This window comes from Xylanibacter ruminicola 23, from assembly GCF_000025925.1.
Classification (GTDB): Bacteria; Bacteroidota; Bacteroidia; order Bacteroidales; family Bacteroidaceae; genus Prevotella; species Prevotella ruminicola.
This window is the reverse complement of record NC_014033.1, coordinates 326,813-344,386: the sequence shown is the minus strand read 5'-3', so window position 1 is coordinate 344,386 and position 17,574 is coordinate 326,813. Positions and strand designations below refer to the sequence as shown.

The window sequence follows — 17,574 nt, the reverse complement described above, 5'->3', positions numbered from 1 at the left end:
TGAAACATGAACCATTAAACATTAACCATTATGAGTAAGAAGGAGACATTGAAGTTTATTGTGCAGATGATTGCGAGCATCGCGACTGCGATTGTGACGGCACTGGGAGCTACCTCGTGCATGGGAGTTTAGACGATACATCTGATGGCGAGCATCGTGAGGTCGTCATTAGGTGCTATTCCGTTGCGGTGCGACTCTACCGACTGGCTGAAGGCTTCGATAACCTGCTTGGCAGTATCTGATTTCATTTGTTGCATCATCTGTTGCAGCTGGTCGTCGCCATACTGCTCCTGTGCCTGGTTTTCGGCCTCGTTCAGTCCGTCAGTATAGATAAAAAGCATTTTGCCCCTGATGTTGTCTATCTCTTCACCTACATATTCGAGTTCAGGCCACAGGCCGATGGGGGCATTCGATTCTACTTCGATAAACTCGCCATCGAGCAGTGGAGGATTATGTCCGGCATTGCAGTAGTAAAGATGGCCGGTGGTGAGGTCGGCTTCGCCTATAAACATGGTGACGAACATGCCGTTATCGTTGTTCTCCGACAGCTCATTGTTCAGGCGGTTGGCAATATCGCAGGGTTTACGCCGCTGCTTGGCCATAGCGCGGAAAAGGCGGATGGCCTGTGCCATAAAGAGTGAGGCAGGAACGCCCTTGCCGCTTACATCGCCAAGGCAGAAGTATAGCTGATTGTCGATGATTTCGAAGCTATAGAGGTCGCCACCCACTTCCTTCGCAGGCGACATCAGTCCATAGAGATCCAGGTCGCTACGCTCAGGGAAAGCCTGTGGCACCATCGACATCTGAATATCGCGAGCGATGCGCAACTCGCTCTCAATGCGCTCCTTGGCGGTGGTGGTTTCCTCAAGCTGGTCGTAGGCAACCGCCAGCTGGTGGTAGGCATGTTTCAGTCGGCGTGCTGACAGTTGACGGCGGTATAGGTAGAAGCTGAGGAAGCAGATTACTAACAACGCTATAGCTCCTCCAGCTGCTATAAGTATATGATGTGCGTGCTCCTTCTCCTCTTGGGCATGCATCTTCGATAGGTATTCGCTCAGTTGCAGGTTCTTGTTGTTGGTTTCAAGTCTGTCGTTCTCCAGCTGCATAGTAGCGTTAGCCAGTTCTGCGTCACGGTTCTTTAGTTTTAGCATCAGGGCCTCTTCCTCCAGCTTTTTGTTCTCAAGCTCTTCGGCAGCCATATCGAGTCGCATCTGCTGGTTACGCAACTTCAACTCCTTAGCCTCTAGTTCCACTCGTCCCAGATCCATAGTGGCGGTCATCTCCATCAGCAGGTGGTTGTTACGTCTGCTATTTATAGAGTCGCGCAACTCCCAATATCTCTGCTGCGTAAAGTAAGCATTTCTGTAATCACCCTTGCGTTTGTGTATAAGGCTGAGCAAGTCATTTCTGAAGAGTGGCGATCTCAATTTATTGCAGAGAGCGATGGCTTCGTCGTACTGATGGTCGTTGATTTTTCGCCATACTGCGATGACGGGACCACTTGAATCATCTCGCCCGTATGCCTTCTTGGCTTTCTCGCGCTCGCCCCAAACGTAGTCAAACTCCTTCTGATATTCAGCCGCATCCTTTACGTGATATAAAGCTGTGTCCACCTTACTCAGACAGATTACCGACCATGCGTTCAACCTATGCATGGCACTGATATTTGGTTCCTTCAGGGCTTGTTCGGCATCTTGGATAGCCTGATGTATTTTTCTGTTGGTAAGGCTGATTCTGGCCAGCTCTATCCACGAGGCCGCCGCACTCTCTTTGGGGAAATTCTCGTGCAGATAGCTGATGGCTTTCTTGAAGTTCTGTATACCCTCCTGATAGTCGCCCATCATGCTCTGTATGGTGCCCATCACATGTGTACCTGTATAGATGCCGTACTTATGGTCGTGGTTCAGGGCATACTGCTGCATATCCTTGGCGATGAGCTGTCCCTTGTTGCGTTGCTGATGGTTGGCAAAGTAAAGTGCCTGATTGGCCCACGCCTTATAGAAGGTGCGCTCGTCGCCAGCCTTCTGGGCCGCTACCTTCAGTTTGTTGGTAATATCAACGAAAGCCGTCTCGTCGTTTTTATTGTAGAGCTGGTACATCTGTTTCTGCAGTTGAGCGATGTCGTCGGCAGCTGCTGACTGTGCCCAAGTCGGAATCATACCAGACACAAGTATCAAAATAAGAAGGATAAGCTTTTTCATAAGCTGATGTTTTAGATTATTCTGCGGCAAATATACAGACATTTTCTTAAAAATCAAAGCAATATTCACAAAAAATTATTCATTCTACGGAATACGCTACCAAAGAGGGCGCAGCCATCACGGTTGCGCCCTCTCCTCTTTAAAAGAAAACCACTAACTAACCTAACTATCAGAAAAAAAGTTTTGTGCGAGTTGGAGAATAGAGCTCCCACAACGAGGCCACTGCCCATGCGGGGGCAAACCAGGTGTTATAGAAACCCTTACCATTGCGACCGTAGTCCCATGCATTGTTGTTTATATTTGATTACTGAGTGCAAAGGTACGCCAAATAAATAAGGTGCGCAATACCTAAAACTCGGTAATCAATCACTCAGTTCGCTGAATGAATCGGACGCTTAACTGAATAAATTTCTGAATGTCACGGTGATACGCTATTTTTGCAACACGAAAATTATAAAAGCTTATAGATATGAAACAGATGAGACAAATAATGATGACCGTTGCCTTGATGCTGACAGCAGGGGCAATGGCACAGAGTGTAGACGAGACTCAGCCAAAAGACGGTATGCCCGAAATGGCTATGAGGCCACAGCGAATGAAGCGAATAACTCAGGAACAGATGACCAGAAGGATGGTGAGAGAACTGATGTTAGACGAGAAGCAAACCAAGATGGTGACAAAACTGAACAAAAAGTTCAAGAAGCTTATTGAGGGAGAACAACAGGATAACATGAAAGGTCAGCGACCTCCTATGGGCCAAGGCCGCCCTGGTGGTAATCAGGGTGGTGGCGCACCTGGCGGCGGCATGGGTGGCCCTGGAGGCGGTGGCTTCGGCGGAGGTGGCTTCGGCGGAGGTAGTTTCGGCGGCGGTAGTTTCGGCGGCGGCATGGGCGGCCCTGGTGGTGGTGGCGGCATGCAGGGCGGTCCTGGAGGCGGTATGCCTCCTGGTGAGGGCAGTCAGCAGCAAGCCAGCTACAACTACGACAGGCAGCAACTGAAATATGATAAGAAGTTACGCAAGTTGCTATCCGACGATCAGTACGAAGGCTATCTCCGACTGAAGCCACAGTTCTACTCGCAGCGCCGAATCCGTGAGTTTCTGTTGGGCGGCAACGGCTTTAACAGCGAGATGGGTATGCCTCCAGGTGGTTTTGGTGGTCACGGACCGCAGCAAAAGAACATTAAGTACACGGGGGCAACAACTCTGAAAGCTGCAACATCCGAAACTAGCAAAGCCTATAAGAGTAGTACTACCGACGAAAGTGCCTTGCTGATCTCGACCAACGAGGCTGTGACCATCGCTCAACCTACCATCAGCAAGACCGGCGACTCCGACGGTGGCGATAACTGCAGTTTCTATGGTGTGAACGCAGCGCTGCTGGTAAAAGATGGCAGCACCACAACCATCAAGGGCGGTACCATCACCAGTAGTGCAAAGGGTGCCAACGGCGTATTCTCATACGGTGGCAATGGCGGCCGAAACGGTGCTGAGGGCGACGGAACCACAGTCATTATCGAGGACACCAAGATTACCACAACCGGCAATGGCTCTGGTGGTATTATGACCACAGGCGGCGGTGTGATGAAGGCCAAGAACCTGACGGTGAATACCAGTGGCCGTTCGTCGGCTCCGATACGTAGCGACCGCGGTGGCGGCACGGTTACCGTAGAGGGTGGTAGCTATACCAGTAGTGGTCAGGGATCGCCCGTAATTTATTCTACAGCTGATATTACCGTGAGCAATGCCGTACTTACGTCGACGATGTCAGAAGGCGCTGTTATCGAGGGTAAGAACAGTATTACATTAAACAACTGCCAGGTTTCTGTTAGCAACACGCGTCGCAACAGTCATGCCCAGTTCCTCGACGGTATCATGCTTTTCCAATCGTTCTCGGGCGACGCAGCCAGCGGCAACTCGCATTTCACCATGAATGGTGGCACATTAACGAGTAGTCAGGGTCATCTCTTCCACGTTACAAACACCAACGCCATCATCACCTTGAACGGCGTTAAACTGACGAACAACGACCCTGGGAAAGTGCTCCTTTCGGTATGTGCCGACGGATGGCAGGGAGCCGCTAACAAGGCTGCACTCAATGCCAACAGCCAGCAGTTGGAGGGTAACATCCTGGTGGGTAGCGACTCTGAACTCACGCTGATTCTTTCTGATGGCTCATCATTTACAGGCTGCATCGCCGGTAACATTACCAATGCTGCAGGCGACACTGTATCAACCGAGACAGGCAAGGTAGATGTAACGCTGGGCGACGGCTGCACCTGGAACCTCACCGCCGATACCCACATCACCTCATTCACAGGCGATGTATCATGTATCAAGTCAAACGGTCACCGCCTGTATGTAAACGGCAAGCAACTCAGTATTGCACAGTGAATATCATAACAAATTATCAATAATCATTAAAATCCCAAAGCATAATAGCACTGCTTTGGGATTTTTTGTTTATATTTGCCGGCGTTATGACTACAACATTAATCATAGGATTGCTTATTCCGCTACTGGGCACCATGCTCGGTTCGGCTTTTGTGTTCTTTATGAAGGGCGAAATGTCGGACAGACTGCAGAAATCCTTATTGGGATTTGCTTCGGGTGTGATGGTAGCGGCATCGATATGGTCGCTGCTGATTCCGGCGATGGAGATGGGAGCCGATAGTGGCAAGTGGAGTGTGATGCCTGCAGCTGTAGGATTCCTGTTGGGTATGGGATTCCTGCTGCTTATCGACGAACTGACGCCACACCTGCACATAGGCACCGACAAGCCTGAGGGTATGCGCTCACATCTGTCGAAGACGGCCATGCTGGCCCTGGCAGTAACCATCCACAACCTGCCTGAGGGAATGGCTGTGGGCGTGGTGTTTGCTGGAGCCGATAGTGGCATCACCAGTATCTCGCTGGCCAGTGCGGTAGCCGTATCATTGGGTATCGCCATCCAGAATGTGCCCGAAGGTGCCATCATCTCTATGCCTATGCGTGCAGCAGGCAACAGTAAGCGGCGCTCATTCCTGATAGGCTCGTTGAGTGGAGCCGTTGAGCCCATCGGTGCCATTGCCGTATTGTTGCTGGCATCGCTACTCATGCCCATGATGCCCTATATGCTGGCCTTTGCCGCAGGCGCCATGTTCTATGTGGTAGTAGAGGAGCTTATCCCCGAAGCCTCAAGCGGTCAGCACTCCAACCTCAGCACCATCGGTTTTGCCATTGGTTTTGTGCTGATGATGGTGCTCGACGTGGTGATGGGATAATCAGTTTTTACCGTTTGATTTCATGTATTCGGCAGGACGGATGCCGAATTGCTTTTGGAAGCATTTGGAGAAATATGAGGGATTTGTGAATCCTACCATATACCCCACTTCGCTAACCATGTGGCCACCCTCGTGCAATAGCTGGGCGGCACGTTTCAGACGCACAATCTGTATCATCTCGTTGGGCGTTACATCGGCCAGGGTCCTAATCTTAGCAAACAATCCGCTACGACTGATATTAAGGCGCTCGGCCAGGAAATCAACATTTAGTTCGGAGTTGGAGAAGTTCTCCTCGATAATCTGATTCATCTTCTTAAGGAACTCGTTATCGGTGGAGTTCTGAGCAATCTCTGTTACAGGCTCAAGCGGCTGTGTAGAGAATTTCTCCATCAACTGGCGACGTATCTGAAGGATATTGCGGATACAGGCTTCGAGATACTGCACAGAGAAGGGTTTTTCGATGTAGGCGTCGGCACCAACATCCATACCCTTCACCTTCGAGTTGTCGTCGGTCTTGGCAGTAAGCATCACAAACGGGATATGACTAGTGAGCGGATTCTGACGCACACGACGGCAGAATTCGGCACCATCCATACGGGGCATCATCCAGTCGCTGATGATAATACTTACCTGGTGTTGCTGTAACAAGTGGAGCGCCTCGATACCGTCGCCAGCAGTAATAATATGGTACTTATCCTTGAAATTATTCTCGAGGAACTGGCGCATGTCTTCGGAATCGTCGACGATTAACATAGACTGTTGATTGTTGACAGTTGACTGTTGATAGTTGATAGTTGTGTTGGACGATTGAGCAGGAGCGGTGTGATCGTCGATCGCCTTTGGCTCCGACGGATTTGCAGGCTCGATGGGCTCGGTAACGGTCTGGATTACGGGCAGAATGATGGTAAAGGTACTACCCTTGCCTATCTCTGAATCAACACTGATGGTGCCGTGGTGCTGGGTAACGATATTCTTAACGATATTCAGTCCGATACCTGTGCCGGGCTGGTTGCCCTCGGCCTGAAAGAAAGGCTGGAAGATGCGCTCCTGATCGACCTGCCGGATGCCCACACCATTATCGCTCACACTGATACGTAAGTGCTCGCCATCGGGGTCTTCGCTACATGATAGGCGTACCTGGTCCTTCGTATATTTGTTGGCATTAGTCAGCAGATTACTGATGGTCTTGATGATGGCCTCCTTATCAACAATAGCAGTGAAGTGCTCGCTGGGGTACTCCACGGTGAAGTGTTTACCATTCTGCTCGAAGGTGGGAGCAAAGCGCTCGCTCACCGACACCATCAACTGGTAGATATTATGTGTAGCAAAATGCATCACCAGACTTTGCTGTTCGACCTTACGGAAGTCGAGCAACTGGTTGACCAGCTCCAGCAGGCGATGGGCATTGCGGTCGATCACCTTCAAGTCGTCGGATGGTGTGCCGTGTTTCAGCATCTTCTCCAACGGTCCGATAATCAGCGAAACGGGCGTACGTATCTCGTGGGCTATCATCGTAAAAAAGTTCAGTCGGGCCTCGCGTACCTCTTTCTCTTTCTGTTCGTTCAGCAACTGCAGTTCGCGCTGGTGCTGTCGTCCGGCACGTTTCAATCGCAGCTGTACATAATAGTAAACCGCCATAACCATCAGCACCAGATATAGCAGTTTGGCATACCAACTCCACCAGAACGGAGGATGCACGATGATTTTAAGTTCGGCCTCGTTGTCGCTCCAGATGCCGTCATTGTTGGTGGCCTTTACACGGAAGGTGTAAGTGCCTGCGGGCAGGTTGGTATAGGTGGCGCGGTTCTGGTTGCCCACGTAGTTCCAATCACGGTCGAAGCCTTCGAGCATATAGGCATACTGAATCTTCTCGGGCGAACAATAGCTGAGTGATGCAAACGACAGGGTGACCATCTTTGAATCGCTATAGCCTATTGTTATCTGCTTGGTCAGCGTCAGGTCGATGGGCAATCCATCGGCATTACGCTCCTCACAATTCAGAATCTCCAACGAGGTGACATAAACAGGTGGCATCACACTATTGGTCTTGATCTGATAGGGATAGAAACTATTAAAGCCTGTTGTACTACCAAAATAAATACACCCATCTTTGGTCTTTAGACAGGCATTAGGCTGAAACTGCTCGCTGACGAGTCCGTCATGACGGGTGAACCGTTGAGTCTGTGGCTGTGTCAACGGATGCTTCTCCGAATCCACCTCGCCGCTACCAGGTTCAAATCTCACGATGCCCCGCTCGGTAGAAAGCCACAACGCCCCCTGATCCTCGATGATACCCATCACATCGTGGTTGGGTACGTCGAGCTCCACATAGGTAAAGTCATCAGTTCTGGGATTATAGCTGCACAGGCCATCAAGGGTTCCCACCCAAAGTTTGCCCGCCTCATCAACTAAGCAGCAGTTCACCTGATTGTCGGGCAGCGACTGCTTATCAGCATCTTCGTGTTTGTATTGTTTCAGTTTCTTAGTGGCTATATGGTATTTCCACAAGCCATTACCTTGGGTTGATATCCAGAGGTTGCCCGCCCGGTCTTTGTCGATATCGATGACCATCGCGTTCAGATTAGCAATACGCTCAAACTGGTTTTTAGTACGGTTATACAGATTCAATCCCTCCATCGTACCTACCCAAATCCACCCACGCTCATCGCTGTAGAGGGCATAACAGCTCGAATTATCAAGCGAGTTGGGACTGCTGGTCTGGGTGTACTGGTGCAACTGTCCCGTTTCCAGATTCATCACCTGCACACCATTCGTATAGGTGCCCACCCACAGCTCGTTGCCACTCAGGCAGAGGGCGTGGACATTATGTTTTCTCAGGATGTCCTGATGGGGATAATCGCTGAATCGCTGCTCCTTGGGCAGATAGCACATCAGTCCACCATCATCGCTGGCAATCCATATACGTCCCTGCCTGTCTTCGCAAAAACGTGAGATAACATTACCAGGCAAACCATCAGCCATCGAGAAGCCCTCGAAACGCTTACCTACAGGTGATATGTAGCGAACACCATTATAGAAGGTGCCGATCCACATACCGCCCTCGGTATCGCTGGTGATAGCATAGACAAAACGATCATCAAACTTGCGCCAATCGCCTGTCTTGGGATTCAGGATAATCAAACCGTCATCGCAACCGATACAGATGCGTCCATCATTCAGTTCGAACAGGGTATGTATGTGCCAGCCTACTTTGGTACGCTGCAGATCCAGAACCTGTTCCAACTGGCCATCGCCATGCATCAACAGCAACCCTTGCTCCCAAGTTCCCAGCCAGTAGCGGCCATCGCGGGTTTGCAGCATACTGAGCGCACTATAGGCAGCGGGGAAATTCAGACTAACGGGTTCGAACTGATTATGCAATCGGTTCAGACGCTGTACGTAAGGCGCTCCCCAATTAGTTACAGTCCATATCTGGTTATTATTATCCACCAACACTTGGGCCACCACGTTTCCGGCGGTATGAATAGGATATTGCTTATGCTGTCGGCTCTTGATATTATATTGCCATACCCCCTGCCCCATCGTTGATATCCAGAGTGCCCCCTCTTTATCCATCGCAAACGAGGTGACGGTAGTGCGGATGCCCATCGGCAGTTTCTCGAAAGTATGACATTGGTAGTCGATATAGAACACACCGATGGAAGTGCCTACAAAAAGTCCTTCATCAGCCACTTGGAGTGCTGATATATACTGGTTGAGCCCCAGTTCATTGATACGAAATGGCAACACCCGTCGGCCATCGTAACGGCATAAGCCATTATCGGTACCAAACCAGATGTAGCCATTCCTATCTTGTACAATATTGCGCACTGCGTTAGCCGTCAAACCATCATTCATCGTCAGGTTGCGAAAACTAAAATCGCTCTTGGCTTCTGAAGTCAGAATACCAAGCAAACAAACTATCAGTAGCAATAACTTTCTCATCGGGTGGCAAAAATACGAAAACTATATGGAAACTCCAAAAGTTTTTGTGGATTTTTATAATTTTCGTCTGTAGGCATCGGTATGTGATAGTGCTGCAAAGGAGCTCCCATCACAATGAGATAGAGGTGAGAAAGGCGTTTTGATTTTGGTACGACGAACTCTGTGGCATTCACATCGCTATAAACCGACTGGTCATCGGTAGTTATGCCTACAAAACCATAACGCAGGTTATCGCCCTGTATATTCAGTCTGAACTTTCTGGCATTAAGGTTTACCTTATCATCTAGTTTGATGGCGTTGAATCCGTATTCCTCAGGATAGTTCTTGGGGCGCAGCCACTTTCCGCCTTCTGTCTCGGTATCGAATGTGCAGGCATATTGGCGGGTTTCTTTACGGGCATGGTTGAAATCGAAGTTTACCAGATGCTGATAGCCGCGGAACATCTCGTCGCAGAACTGCTTTTGACTCATATTGTACATGCGCTTATAGGTCATCACAGGATCCTCGCCTATCCTACCCTGGCGATACAGTTCGGCTATCGACTTGCGCCCGTGCAAATCGCTCCACCACTGGATAACAAAGGGCGAGTGATAGATATTATCGAGATGCAGATAGGCCTTGTGGGTGAGCTGCTTGAATGCCTCGAAGTGGTAGTTCTCATCGGTTAACCAACCAGGATTAACCTGCCACAGCATCCACTGCGATGTCATCTCGAAAAAGCCAGATCCTCCCCATGCGTCACCTACACTATCGGCGGGTATCTGCAACTGGAACGAGTGTCCCAGTTCGTGCGCCATGCAGTTCATCTTGGCATCCTGTATACGGTTGGGGGCCACCCATAGGGCGCCAATAAAATTGTCGTAGGTGCCACCATAGGCCGTACCGTCGAGCGAGTAATTTACCATCACCATCATCTTATACTTATCGGCCTTAGACCCAGGCAACGAGAAAGCCAGCGTATCGCGGAAGAAGTGATAAAACTCCTGCACACGGTCGCGCAGATTAGTGAGGTTGAAACTCATAGGTTTGCCCTCAAGCATCGGCGGATTGCTTGTATCGCTGCCAAAACCTCGCTCCCACATCAGTATCAGATCGTCGGTCTCGATACTACGCTTAAACGACCACTGCGAGGTATCAGCCTGCAAATCCATCTTTCGCAGGTCCTCAGGGATGTATATCTTCTTCTGGGCGTGCAATGCTGTATAGCTTGCAAATACGCACGATGCCAATAGTATTATTCGTTTCATATCAGTTTCCACTTGGATAGTTGCTTACAATATTGTCCATATAAACAGCTCTTGAGTTGAGCCATTTCTCCATTCGATTGATTTCTGTAGTGTATTTCTTGTCGATGGGCCAGCGCTTAGCATCGCGCTCCATCGCCTCGGCAGCAGCGTCGGCATAGCGCTTGGTCTCTGCCCAGAACTCAGCGATAATACGCGGTTTTATTTCCTTCCAACGCGCCTTTACATCGCTGACGAATGCCTTGTTCTTCCACATGTCAGTAAAGAAACTCGGCACATAATCGTAATTGCTGACATGACGGGCAGGATCGGTACCAAGAACCGTCTCGCGATAATCAGCGAAATAGCCGTGTCCATCGTACATATGTCCCCAGTCGAAATCAAAACCGGCATCAAAGTCCCATAGCGGTCCGAAAGTCCAGAGTGCATCACCTTTATCTTTGTGGATGTAGATGCTACGCGGTGCAGACACTTCGACATTGTAAACGTACTCCTGAATCAGCAGATAGTCAATCATCGACTGAACATTCAGCACCTTCTTAAGTGCTTCGTAGTCGTGACTATGTATTACGTTTTCAAGGTCGCCAAGTGCCTTTTTTGCATCATCTAATAGGGTTTCGGGGGTAGCATAATCCTCAGCTTCAGGACTCTTTACACATACTGGCATACGGTATACCTGCGACCAGAAATTGTCGCCTGCGGTACGAGCCTCAGCAGGGCCGTCGTCGACATCAAGTGATAGTAGCCATCCTTTCTTCTTACCAATATCCACACGACTCTTTCCTACTTCTATCTGCTCCGTCAACTGATACAGACCGATATAATCGCCATTAAGCGTAACCTCTACATAGCGTGTATGATTGGTAAAAGGCATATTCAACCCATACCCCATCTCGAACACAAAGGTGTTCATCAGATGGGTTGGGTCGCGATAGTTGGCCAGCAGCACCCAGTCTTTATTAGCATCAAGACCAAGTACTGATGCCTTTTCGTCGAGTTTAATACGGTATGGTTTCTTGGGATACCAGATCCATGTTGAGTTACCTCTGCCGCGAATACGTCCACGGCCCTCGTAGTTCCATGCTGCCGTATCACTCTCTATTTTAATCGTACAATTGCGATAATCAGCTTTCTCTTTCGAGTCGACAGCCTGCTGTCCATCCGTTGTAATCTGCATCTTTGCCACTCGATACTTGGCAGCAAACTTCACCGCAACAGGATTCTGATCGGTTTTTGAAGTATCTACCTTAGTTGTATCAACTGTCGACGGCGTAGGTACAACGGGGCTTGGCTCCGGCACATCGCCTTCCGACGAACAGGCAACCATAAACAGCACTGTCAGACCCGAAAGAAAAAACTTCTTCATCTTAGCTTATCGAAAAAATTAGAATTGCATATTCAGTGTGAACGTAGCTTTATACTGCTTGCCACCCTTGGTATAGACCAACACAGGTTTCAAAGTATATTTCTCACCAACTTTGCTTACGCCGAAACGGTGACCGTAAGTGAGCGTAAAGCTGTCTTTATCGTACTCCACATAGACGGGAGCCGTATCACCCCAGTTGTCGAGATCGCCCTTGGCATTACACCAGAAGCCGACATTGGCCGTATATTGATAGGTAATCTTACCATCGGACTGAATAAGTCCGAGGGCTACCTTGCCCTCTGCGGGCTCTGCTGTCTGCCCTGCGGCGATAGGCAGTGTGGCTCCACTGAGAACAGAAGGCTGCATCACGAAGGCCTGAGCCATTTTCTTCAGGTCGCTGCCCTGCAACTGGATGCTCCCCTGGATATAGTCTTCGGAAGCAGCATTGCACTTCACGTCGAAGGTGAAAGCGACATCTGCAGGATCCTTGGTCTCGTCGATAGAGAAGTTGCCGTAGAGGTCGGTACCATCGATCTTGAAGCGATAGGGGCACTGCATATCGGTCTCCTCCTTGTCATCCCAAGGGCACTGACGATAGCTCTTTGGAGCGCCCTGCACGACGAGATAGAGCATCTTGGTCTTGGCAGGCACCGTATAGACGGCCGTACCTTTGGCATCGGTGAGGCTCATCTCGCTATAGTCGCGACTACCATCCTCTTTCAGAGCCACGAAGCCGTAGGCGATGGCCTGATCGCTACCCACCTTATTATAAGTAGAGGTATTGCCTACTACCTGGAAGTCGCCATTAACCTGATTACCAGGATCGGCATCGGGCAGCTTGCTGCCAGCCTTCAGCGCCTCCATGCTCACCGTTACCTTGGTGCCGGCGGCAGGCACTTCGAGGTTGATCACATTGAAACCAGTAGGCTGCGGACATTGCTCATAGCCAATCTGATAGTAACCATCCTGGTTGTAGAGCGTGGTCTTATAGAGCGTGTTCTGGTTCGTGAAATAGCTGCGTGTGCCGTCGAAGTCGAAAGTGACACAGCGCTGGGCATAAGCGAAGAGTTGCTTCTTGTAGTTCTCATAGTTGACACCGAAGATGCGCATATAAGCGCCTGAAGCATCCTCAGGATATTTCGACTCGTTCCAGATGCGGCCCAAGGTCTTATCGCCGTGGAGTTCTGTCCAATAGTACTGCAGATAGTAAGAAGCATAGCGCTGCCACTCATGCTCGAAATGGCGATGGCACTGCTGATACCACACAGCGTTCCAGTCGTCGTTGAGAGCCTGCTGCGGATAGTCCTGATACGACTGCCACTGGGCGCACTGCTCCCAGAAGCCACAGCCGCCGTTGGAACCCTCGTAGCCGTAGCGGAAGCCCGACTTGAAGTCGTTGGCAGCACCGTTCTTCACGTTGTCGCAATAGGTCTGATACTGGAAGGAGTGACCTATCTCATGTCCAATGACACTGCCGACGGGTTTGCAGGTAGATGGTGTCACCCAGAGGGCGCCAATCACATCATCGTAACCAGAACCCGTTGCCACCCACCACTCAGGTGTCGGGTCGAGCAGATAGATCTCCATCTTATACTGGTCGAGATAAGACTTGCCCTGACCAGTGACCACCATACCGAGACGGTCGATGTTGGTCTTGTAGAACTGCTCTGCCTTCTGTAGCAGGTCATCTACATCGACACGGTCGCCCTCAGCCAGACTGCTGCTGTTAGGATCGTCACCGAAATAGGCATCCCAGAACACAAAGAAGTGCTCACTCTGCTTAGAGCGGAACCACGACCACTTAGCATCGTTGCGCAACATGTCGAAGTTGAACTCTTTTGGCTTATAGTACTTGTCGAAGTCCTTTACCTGACTCTGATCCATAATCTCGATGGTCGTCGGACCCTGCGTCACTTTCAGGTTTGTGCTGGCTGTGCCGCTGGTCACCGTGATGTTAGCCACACGGGGCTGCTTGGTGGTGTTGCGCTTCATCTCGAAACTCAACTTCTCAGAACCGCCCACTCCCTTTGCATCCTTCAGTGTCAGCCAGTCGCCGCCATTCTCTACCTTCGCACTCCATACGGCACGCGAGGTAACGGTCAGACTGTACCAGGTGACATCATACTCCACATTGACTTCTGTCTCAGAGAGTGTTGGAGCCACTGATACCGGTTCGGTATCATCGCTGCTGCTGCAAGCGGCGATAGTCGCCGTTGCAAGCAGCAGGAAGAAATATCTGAAAATTCTTTTCATCACTTATTATCTTTTACGAGCAGCAGCGGCTGCAGTCACGTCATACGTGATGTTATAGGTAGCCGTCACACCATTCAACTCAATGACATACTTGGTTTTCACCTGGCCACCATTGGGCGAGAAGTTCTCCGGGTGGTTACCAAAAGCGAGCACAAGGCTTTCTTCGCTGCTGTGCAACTCACCATATACCAAGCCATCTCCATACCCTACAGCCTTTCCGTTGGCATCGAGCCAATAACCTGGGGCACCACCAGTGTAACCAGGAGTTCCGTTTTCATTTGCAGGTGATCCGACCTCGTCAATCCACATCTTCAGGTCGCCACTCTTGATAGCACTGAAAATCTGATAGGTAGTCATCTTGAAGGTCTGACGGAGTTCTTCCTTAACATCATATTCTACTGCAGCATAAGTGTCGTTCCATGCCTGAGTTACCGTTATGTCCTTAGATGTTGAAGCGGGTTCTCCCTCAGGAGCGGTCTCAGGATCTTCGTAACCAATGATGTTCACGGTGATGATGTTCTCAACGATCTTGCCATTGTACATGGCGCTGAAGTTGATGGTGACAGAAGAACCAGCCGTCATCTGACCAGGCATCTGTCCCACGAGAATCTGACCCTCCTGGAAGGTAGCGAAGACACTGGCATTGTCGCCCCAAGATCCTGCGAAGCCCTCCTTGTCGTACCAGAATCCAGGTGCATCGGCACTATACTCCTGAGCGTAAGAGCCGTCGGCATTGGTAGCTACCCAAGCTACATCGGCCCAAGAACCTGCACCAAGGGCAGAGAGGGCAGCGGCAGCATCGAAGCCTTCTACGGCAACGGTAGCATAGGCATCGTTAGGAGCCGTCTCAAGGGTCAACTTGTTGGAAGCCACTACAGTTGCTTTTACTTCTTCGCGTGCCTTACCTGTAATAGTGATGACAACGGCCACGCGCTTGTCCTGATACTTCAGGGCATCAATAACCTTGATGGTCTGTCCTTCTGCCAACTTCCCTGGATATTGTCCTACGGTCATAATTCCCTCTTCGGCATTGAACTCGGTGAAAACTGTCGGTTTATAGTCGGGCCATTCTGCCTCATTCTTCCAAGATGTGACATTGCCATCAGGATTCCACCAGTGTCCCCAAGGTGCACCAGAAGTGGACATTGTCAGATTGTCAGCATGGTTAGAACCTTCGATGGCAAAGCCAGAGACATCCACACCGTTATCCTTGCCCGCAAGTTTACCAGTAAGCAACTGTTCTGTGGTAATGCCAAAGAAGTCGGCAATCCTATTGCAGTCAATCGCAATTTCCACACCATCGTATGAACTCGCACTGATGGTAATATCAGCCGTATATTCCAGTACGAGTCCCGCGTCAATGCTGTTACGCAGAGAGTCTCTAATATGTTCTTGACGGGCCAGTTCTGCCGCCTCGTCATCTGTCAGCTGGTGCGGTCCCCAGAAATCCTCGTTGTCTCCACAACTGCTGAAGATGGCCGAAGTGCCTAACATCAGCAGACCGCTCAAGATATATGATAACTTTTTCATATTCTGTCTTTTTATATTACGTTATACCTATATATTATTCGGCACCAGAATAGCCAGGATTCTGCTTGAGGGAAATGTTGGCTTTCATGGCCTCATCGGGGATAGAGTAGATATCATAAGTGGTCGTGCTGGTAGCATCTTTGCAGAACCAAGACTTTCCATCCCAAACACTACGTCCGTCCTTCATCTTGAAACGGAGCAAATCCTGACGGCGATGCAACTCGCAGCAGAACTCCCAGCCCAGATCATCGAGCAGACCTCCGAGTTCAATATCGGCACCGCCTTCGTAGGTAGTGATGTGGTTCGACCAGTCATTATAGCCAGCGGGAGCATCTTCGGCTACGGTATATTCATCATGTCCGTATGCATAGACAGAGCCACCTTCGAGGTCAGCCACGGTGCGGGTGGCCTTGGCAGTAGAGTCGAAGGAACGGGCACGTACCTGGGTCACCAGTGATGCTGCCTCATCCTTGTTGCGTCCTAAGCGCAGCAGGCACTCGGCCTTCATCATCAGGACATCCGTATAACGGAAGATGGCCACGTCATCGGCCGTCGTACCGTCGTCGGTACCACCGATAATCTCGTACTTGTGCAGGCGATAGCCCTCCTGCTGGTAGGCACCGGGCTTGTCGATGGAGTGTACGTTCAGGTTGTAGGTCAGGATACCCGTACCTGTCCAGTCGTCAGCCTCGAACATGATGGGATTGTCCTTGTCGCCATTAGGGATATAGGTATCACCCTGCTTCAGGGCCTTATACTGTGGACCGCCAGCCCAGGTATCAGCCAGACGCTTGTCTGCCTCGTCATAGGTACGGATCCACTGAGGGATGGCGCAAGAACCATTATATCCGGGAGCGGTGGAGCCGTAGGCCTCGATACCCGACTGCGGGAAGCAGTAGCTCTGCAGACCGAACTGCACGGTGTGGGTACGGTCGCCGGGCACCACGAAAATCACCTCTGGATTCTTTGACAAGTCTTCTGCAAAGTTCTCCTTATAAGTAGGAGCAAGACTATACTTGCCTGAGTTGATAATGCTTTCCACCTCTGCCAGACAAGCCTCATAACCATCGTTACCGCTGGTGCCGAGATAGACATTCTTATTCAGATACATCTTGGCGAGAGCCATAGAGGCGGCATACTTGTTGCCATAACCCCAGAACTCACTGTCTCCAAATCCTTCCTTGCATGCTATCAACTCCTGCACGATGAAGTCATACATCTCCTGCGGACTCACCTGCTGAGGCAAATAGCCAGCCTCTACATTCTGAGTGGTCTGCAAGGGTATGTTGCGGAACATGTCAAAGAGGTGATAATAGAACATCGCACGGAAAAAGCGAGCGTGAGCCAGACTACTGACCATTGCAGGGTCATCCGGGTTGATGGCATCAATCACGGAGTTGGCGTAGCCGATGCCACGGTAGGCAATCTGCCAGGGGTTGTAAATCTGACCAACAGAGGGTCCCCAGTTGTGCTTATGCAAATTGATGTAAGCATCGCCCCATCCCACACCAGGACGAGCAGGCACCATATACTGGTCGCAGCTCTCTTCGAGCAGGTGATACATGCCGAACCAGTCTTCTACCAAGTAGCGATATTGGGCGGTAACAGCACTCAGCAGCAGAGACAAATCCTTCTCATTAGAGAGGTCAATGTTGGTCTCGTTAAGACGGTCATAAAGCGTCTCGTCGAGGTCAGTACACGATGTGAGGCTGATGCTTCCTGCTGCAAAGGCGATCAGAACCTTACTAAATATCTTTTTCATATTGCAATCTCG

At 50.3% G+C, this 17,574-nt stretch carries 10 protein-coding genes; 3 read left to right on the top strand and 7 right to left on the bottom strand.

Going from position 1 to position 17,574, the window contains the following annotated elements; translation table 11 throughout:
• Positions 1-30 precede the first annotated feature (30 nt).
• Entirely contained in the window at positions 31-132 is a 102-nt protein-coding gene (locus PRU_RS15945; RefSeq protein WP_155267502.1) for a smalltalk protein, read from the top strand.
• On the opposite strand, the gene PRU_RS15135 is transcribed toward PRU_RS15945, so the two are convergent.
• Positions 129-2,201, bottom strand: a complete 2,073-nt coding sequence (locus PRU_RS15135) for a PP2C family protein-serine/threonine phosphatase (RefSeq protein WP_049769051.1) — start codon at positions 2,199-2,201, stop codon at positions 129-131. The two genes, PRU_RS15945 and PRU_RS15135, sit on opposite strands and share 4 nt — an antisense overlap.
• A gap of 469 nt (positions 2,202-2,670) precedes the next feature.
• Here PRU_RS15135 and PRU_RS16215 point away from each other — a divergent pair, with 469 nt between their 5' ends.
• The gene (locus PRU_RS16215) at positions 2,671-4,593 is read left to right on the top strand and encodes a DUF4890 domain-containing protein (RefSeq protein ID WP_218140796.1); all 1,923 of its coding nucleotides are present in this window, start codon (positions 2,671-2,673) and stop codon (positions 4,591-4,593) included.
• 86 nt (positions 4,594-4,679) lie between these two features.
• Complete coding sequence (locus PRU_RS01385; RefSeq protein ID WP_013064545.1) at positions 4,680-5,462, top strand: ZIP family metal transporter; 783 nt, start codon at positions 4,680-4,682, stop codon at positions 5,460-5,462.
• On the opposite strand, the gene PRU_RS01380 is transcribed toward PRU_RS01385, so the two are convergent.
• Genes PRU_RS01380 through PRU_RS01355 form a run of 6 tightly spaced genes read right to left on the bottom strand, consistent with a single transcriptional unit; the run spans position 5,463 to position 17,562 of the window.
• Positions 5,463-9,407: a hybrid sensor histidine kinase/response regulator transcription factor gene (locus PRU_RS01380; RefSeq protein ID WP_013064163.1), complete on the bottom strand. Its 3,945-nt coding sequence runs from the start codon at positions 9,405-9,407 to the stop codon at positions 5,463-5,465.
• Positions 9,404-10,654 (bottom strand): DUF6055 domain-containing protein, encoded by a 1,251-nt coding sequence (locus tag PRU_RS01375; protein WP_013065345.1) that lies wholly within the window; start codon positions 10,652-10,654, stop codon positions 9,404-9,406. Before PRU_RS01375 ends, PRU_RS01380 begins: the two co-directional genes overlap by 4 nt.
• Position 10,655: 1 nt before the next feature.
• Positions 10,656-12,017, bottom strand: coding sequence for a CotH kinase family protein (locus PRU_RS01370; RefSeq protein WP_049769050.1), 1,362 nt, complete (start codon positions 12,015-12,017; stop codon positions 10,656-10,658).
• Positions 12,018-12,035: 18 nt separating this feature from the next.
• The gene (locus tag PRU_RS01365) at positions 12,036-14,270 is read right to left on the bottom strand and encodes a DUF6055 domain-containing protein (RefSeq protein WP_013064492.1); all 2,235 of its coding nucleotides are present in this window, start codon (positions 14,268-14,270) and stop codon (positions 12,036-12,038) included.
• Between the two features lie 6 nt (positions 14,271-14,276).
• Positions 14,277-15,800, bottom strand: coding sequence for a DUF4859 domain-containing protein (locus PRU_RS01360; RefSeq protein WP_013063998.1), 1,524 nt, complete (start codon positions 15,798-15,800; stop codon positions 14,277-14,279).
• A 34-nt stretch (positions 15,801-15,834) separates the two neighbouring features.
• Positions 15,835-17,562, bottom strand: coding sequence for a RagB/SusD family nutrient uptake outer membrane protein (locus tag PRU_RS01355; RefSeq protein ID WP_013065653.1), 1,728 nt, complete (start codon positions 17,560-17,562; stop codon positions 15,835-15,837).
• Between the last annotated feature and the right edge of the window lie 12 nt (positions 17,563-17,574).

Coding starts and splice junctions, on each gene's coding strand:
- PRU_RS15945 (WP_155267502.1), top strand. CDS start 31: ATGAGTAAGAAGGAGACATTGAAGTTTATTGTGCAGATGATTGCGAGC.
- PRU_RS15135 (WP_049769051.1), bottom strand. CDS start 2,201: ATGAAAAAGCTTATCCTTCTTATTTTGATACTTGTGTCTGGTATGATT.
- PRU_RS16215 (WP_218140796.1), top strand. CDS start 2,671: ATGAAACAGATGAGACAAATAATGATGACCGTTGCCTTGATGCTGACA.
- PRU_RS01385 (WP_013064545.1), top strand. CDS start 4,680: ATGACTACAACATTAATCATAGGATTGCTTATTCCGCTACTGGGCACC.
- PRU_RS01380 (WP_013064163.1), bottom strand. CDS start 9,407: ATGAGAAAGTTATTGCTACTGATAGTTTGTTTGCTTGGTATTCTGACT.
- PRU_RS01375 (WP_013065345.1), bottom strand. CDS start 10,654: ATGAAACGAATAATACTATTGGCATCGTGCGTATTTGCAAGCTATACA.
- PRU_RS01370 (WP_049769050.1), bottom strand. CDS start 12,017: ATGAAGAAGTTTTTTCTTTCGGGTCTGACAGTGCTGTTTATGGTTGCC.
- PRU_RS01365 (WP_013064492.1), bottom strand. CDS start 14,270: ATGAAAAGAATTTTCAGATATTTCTTCCTGCTGCTTGCAACGGCGACT.
- PRU_RS01360 (WP_013063998.1), bottom strand. CDS start 15,800: ATGAAAAAGTTATCATATATCTTGAGCGGTCTGCTGATGTTAGGCACT.
- PRU_RS01355 (WP_013065653.1), bottom strand. CDS start 17,562: ATGAAAAAGATATTTAGTAAGGTTCTGATCGCCTTTGCAGCAGGAAGC.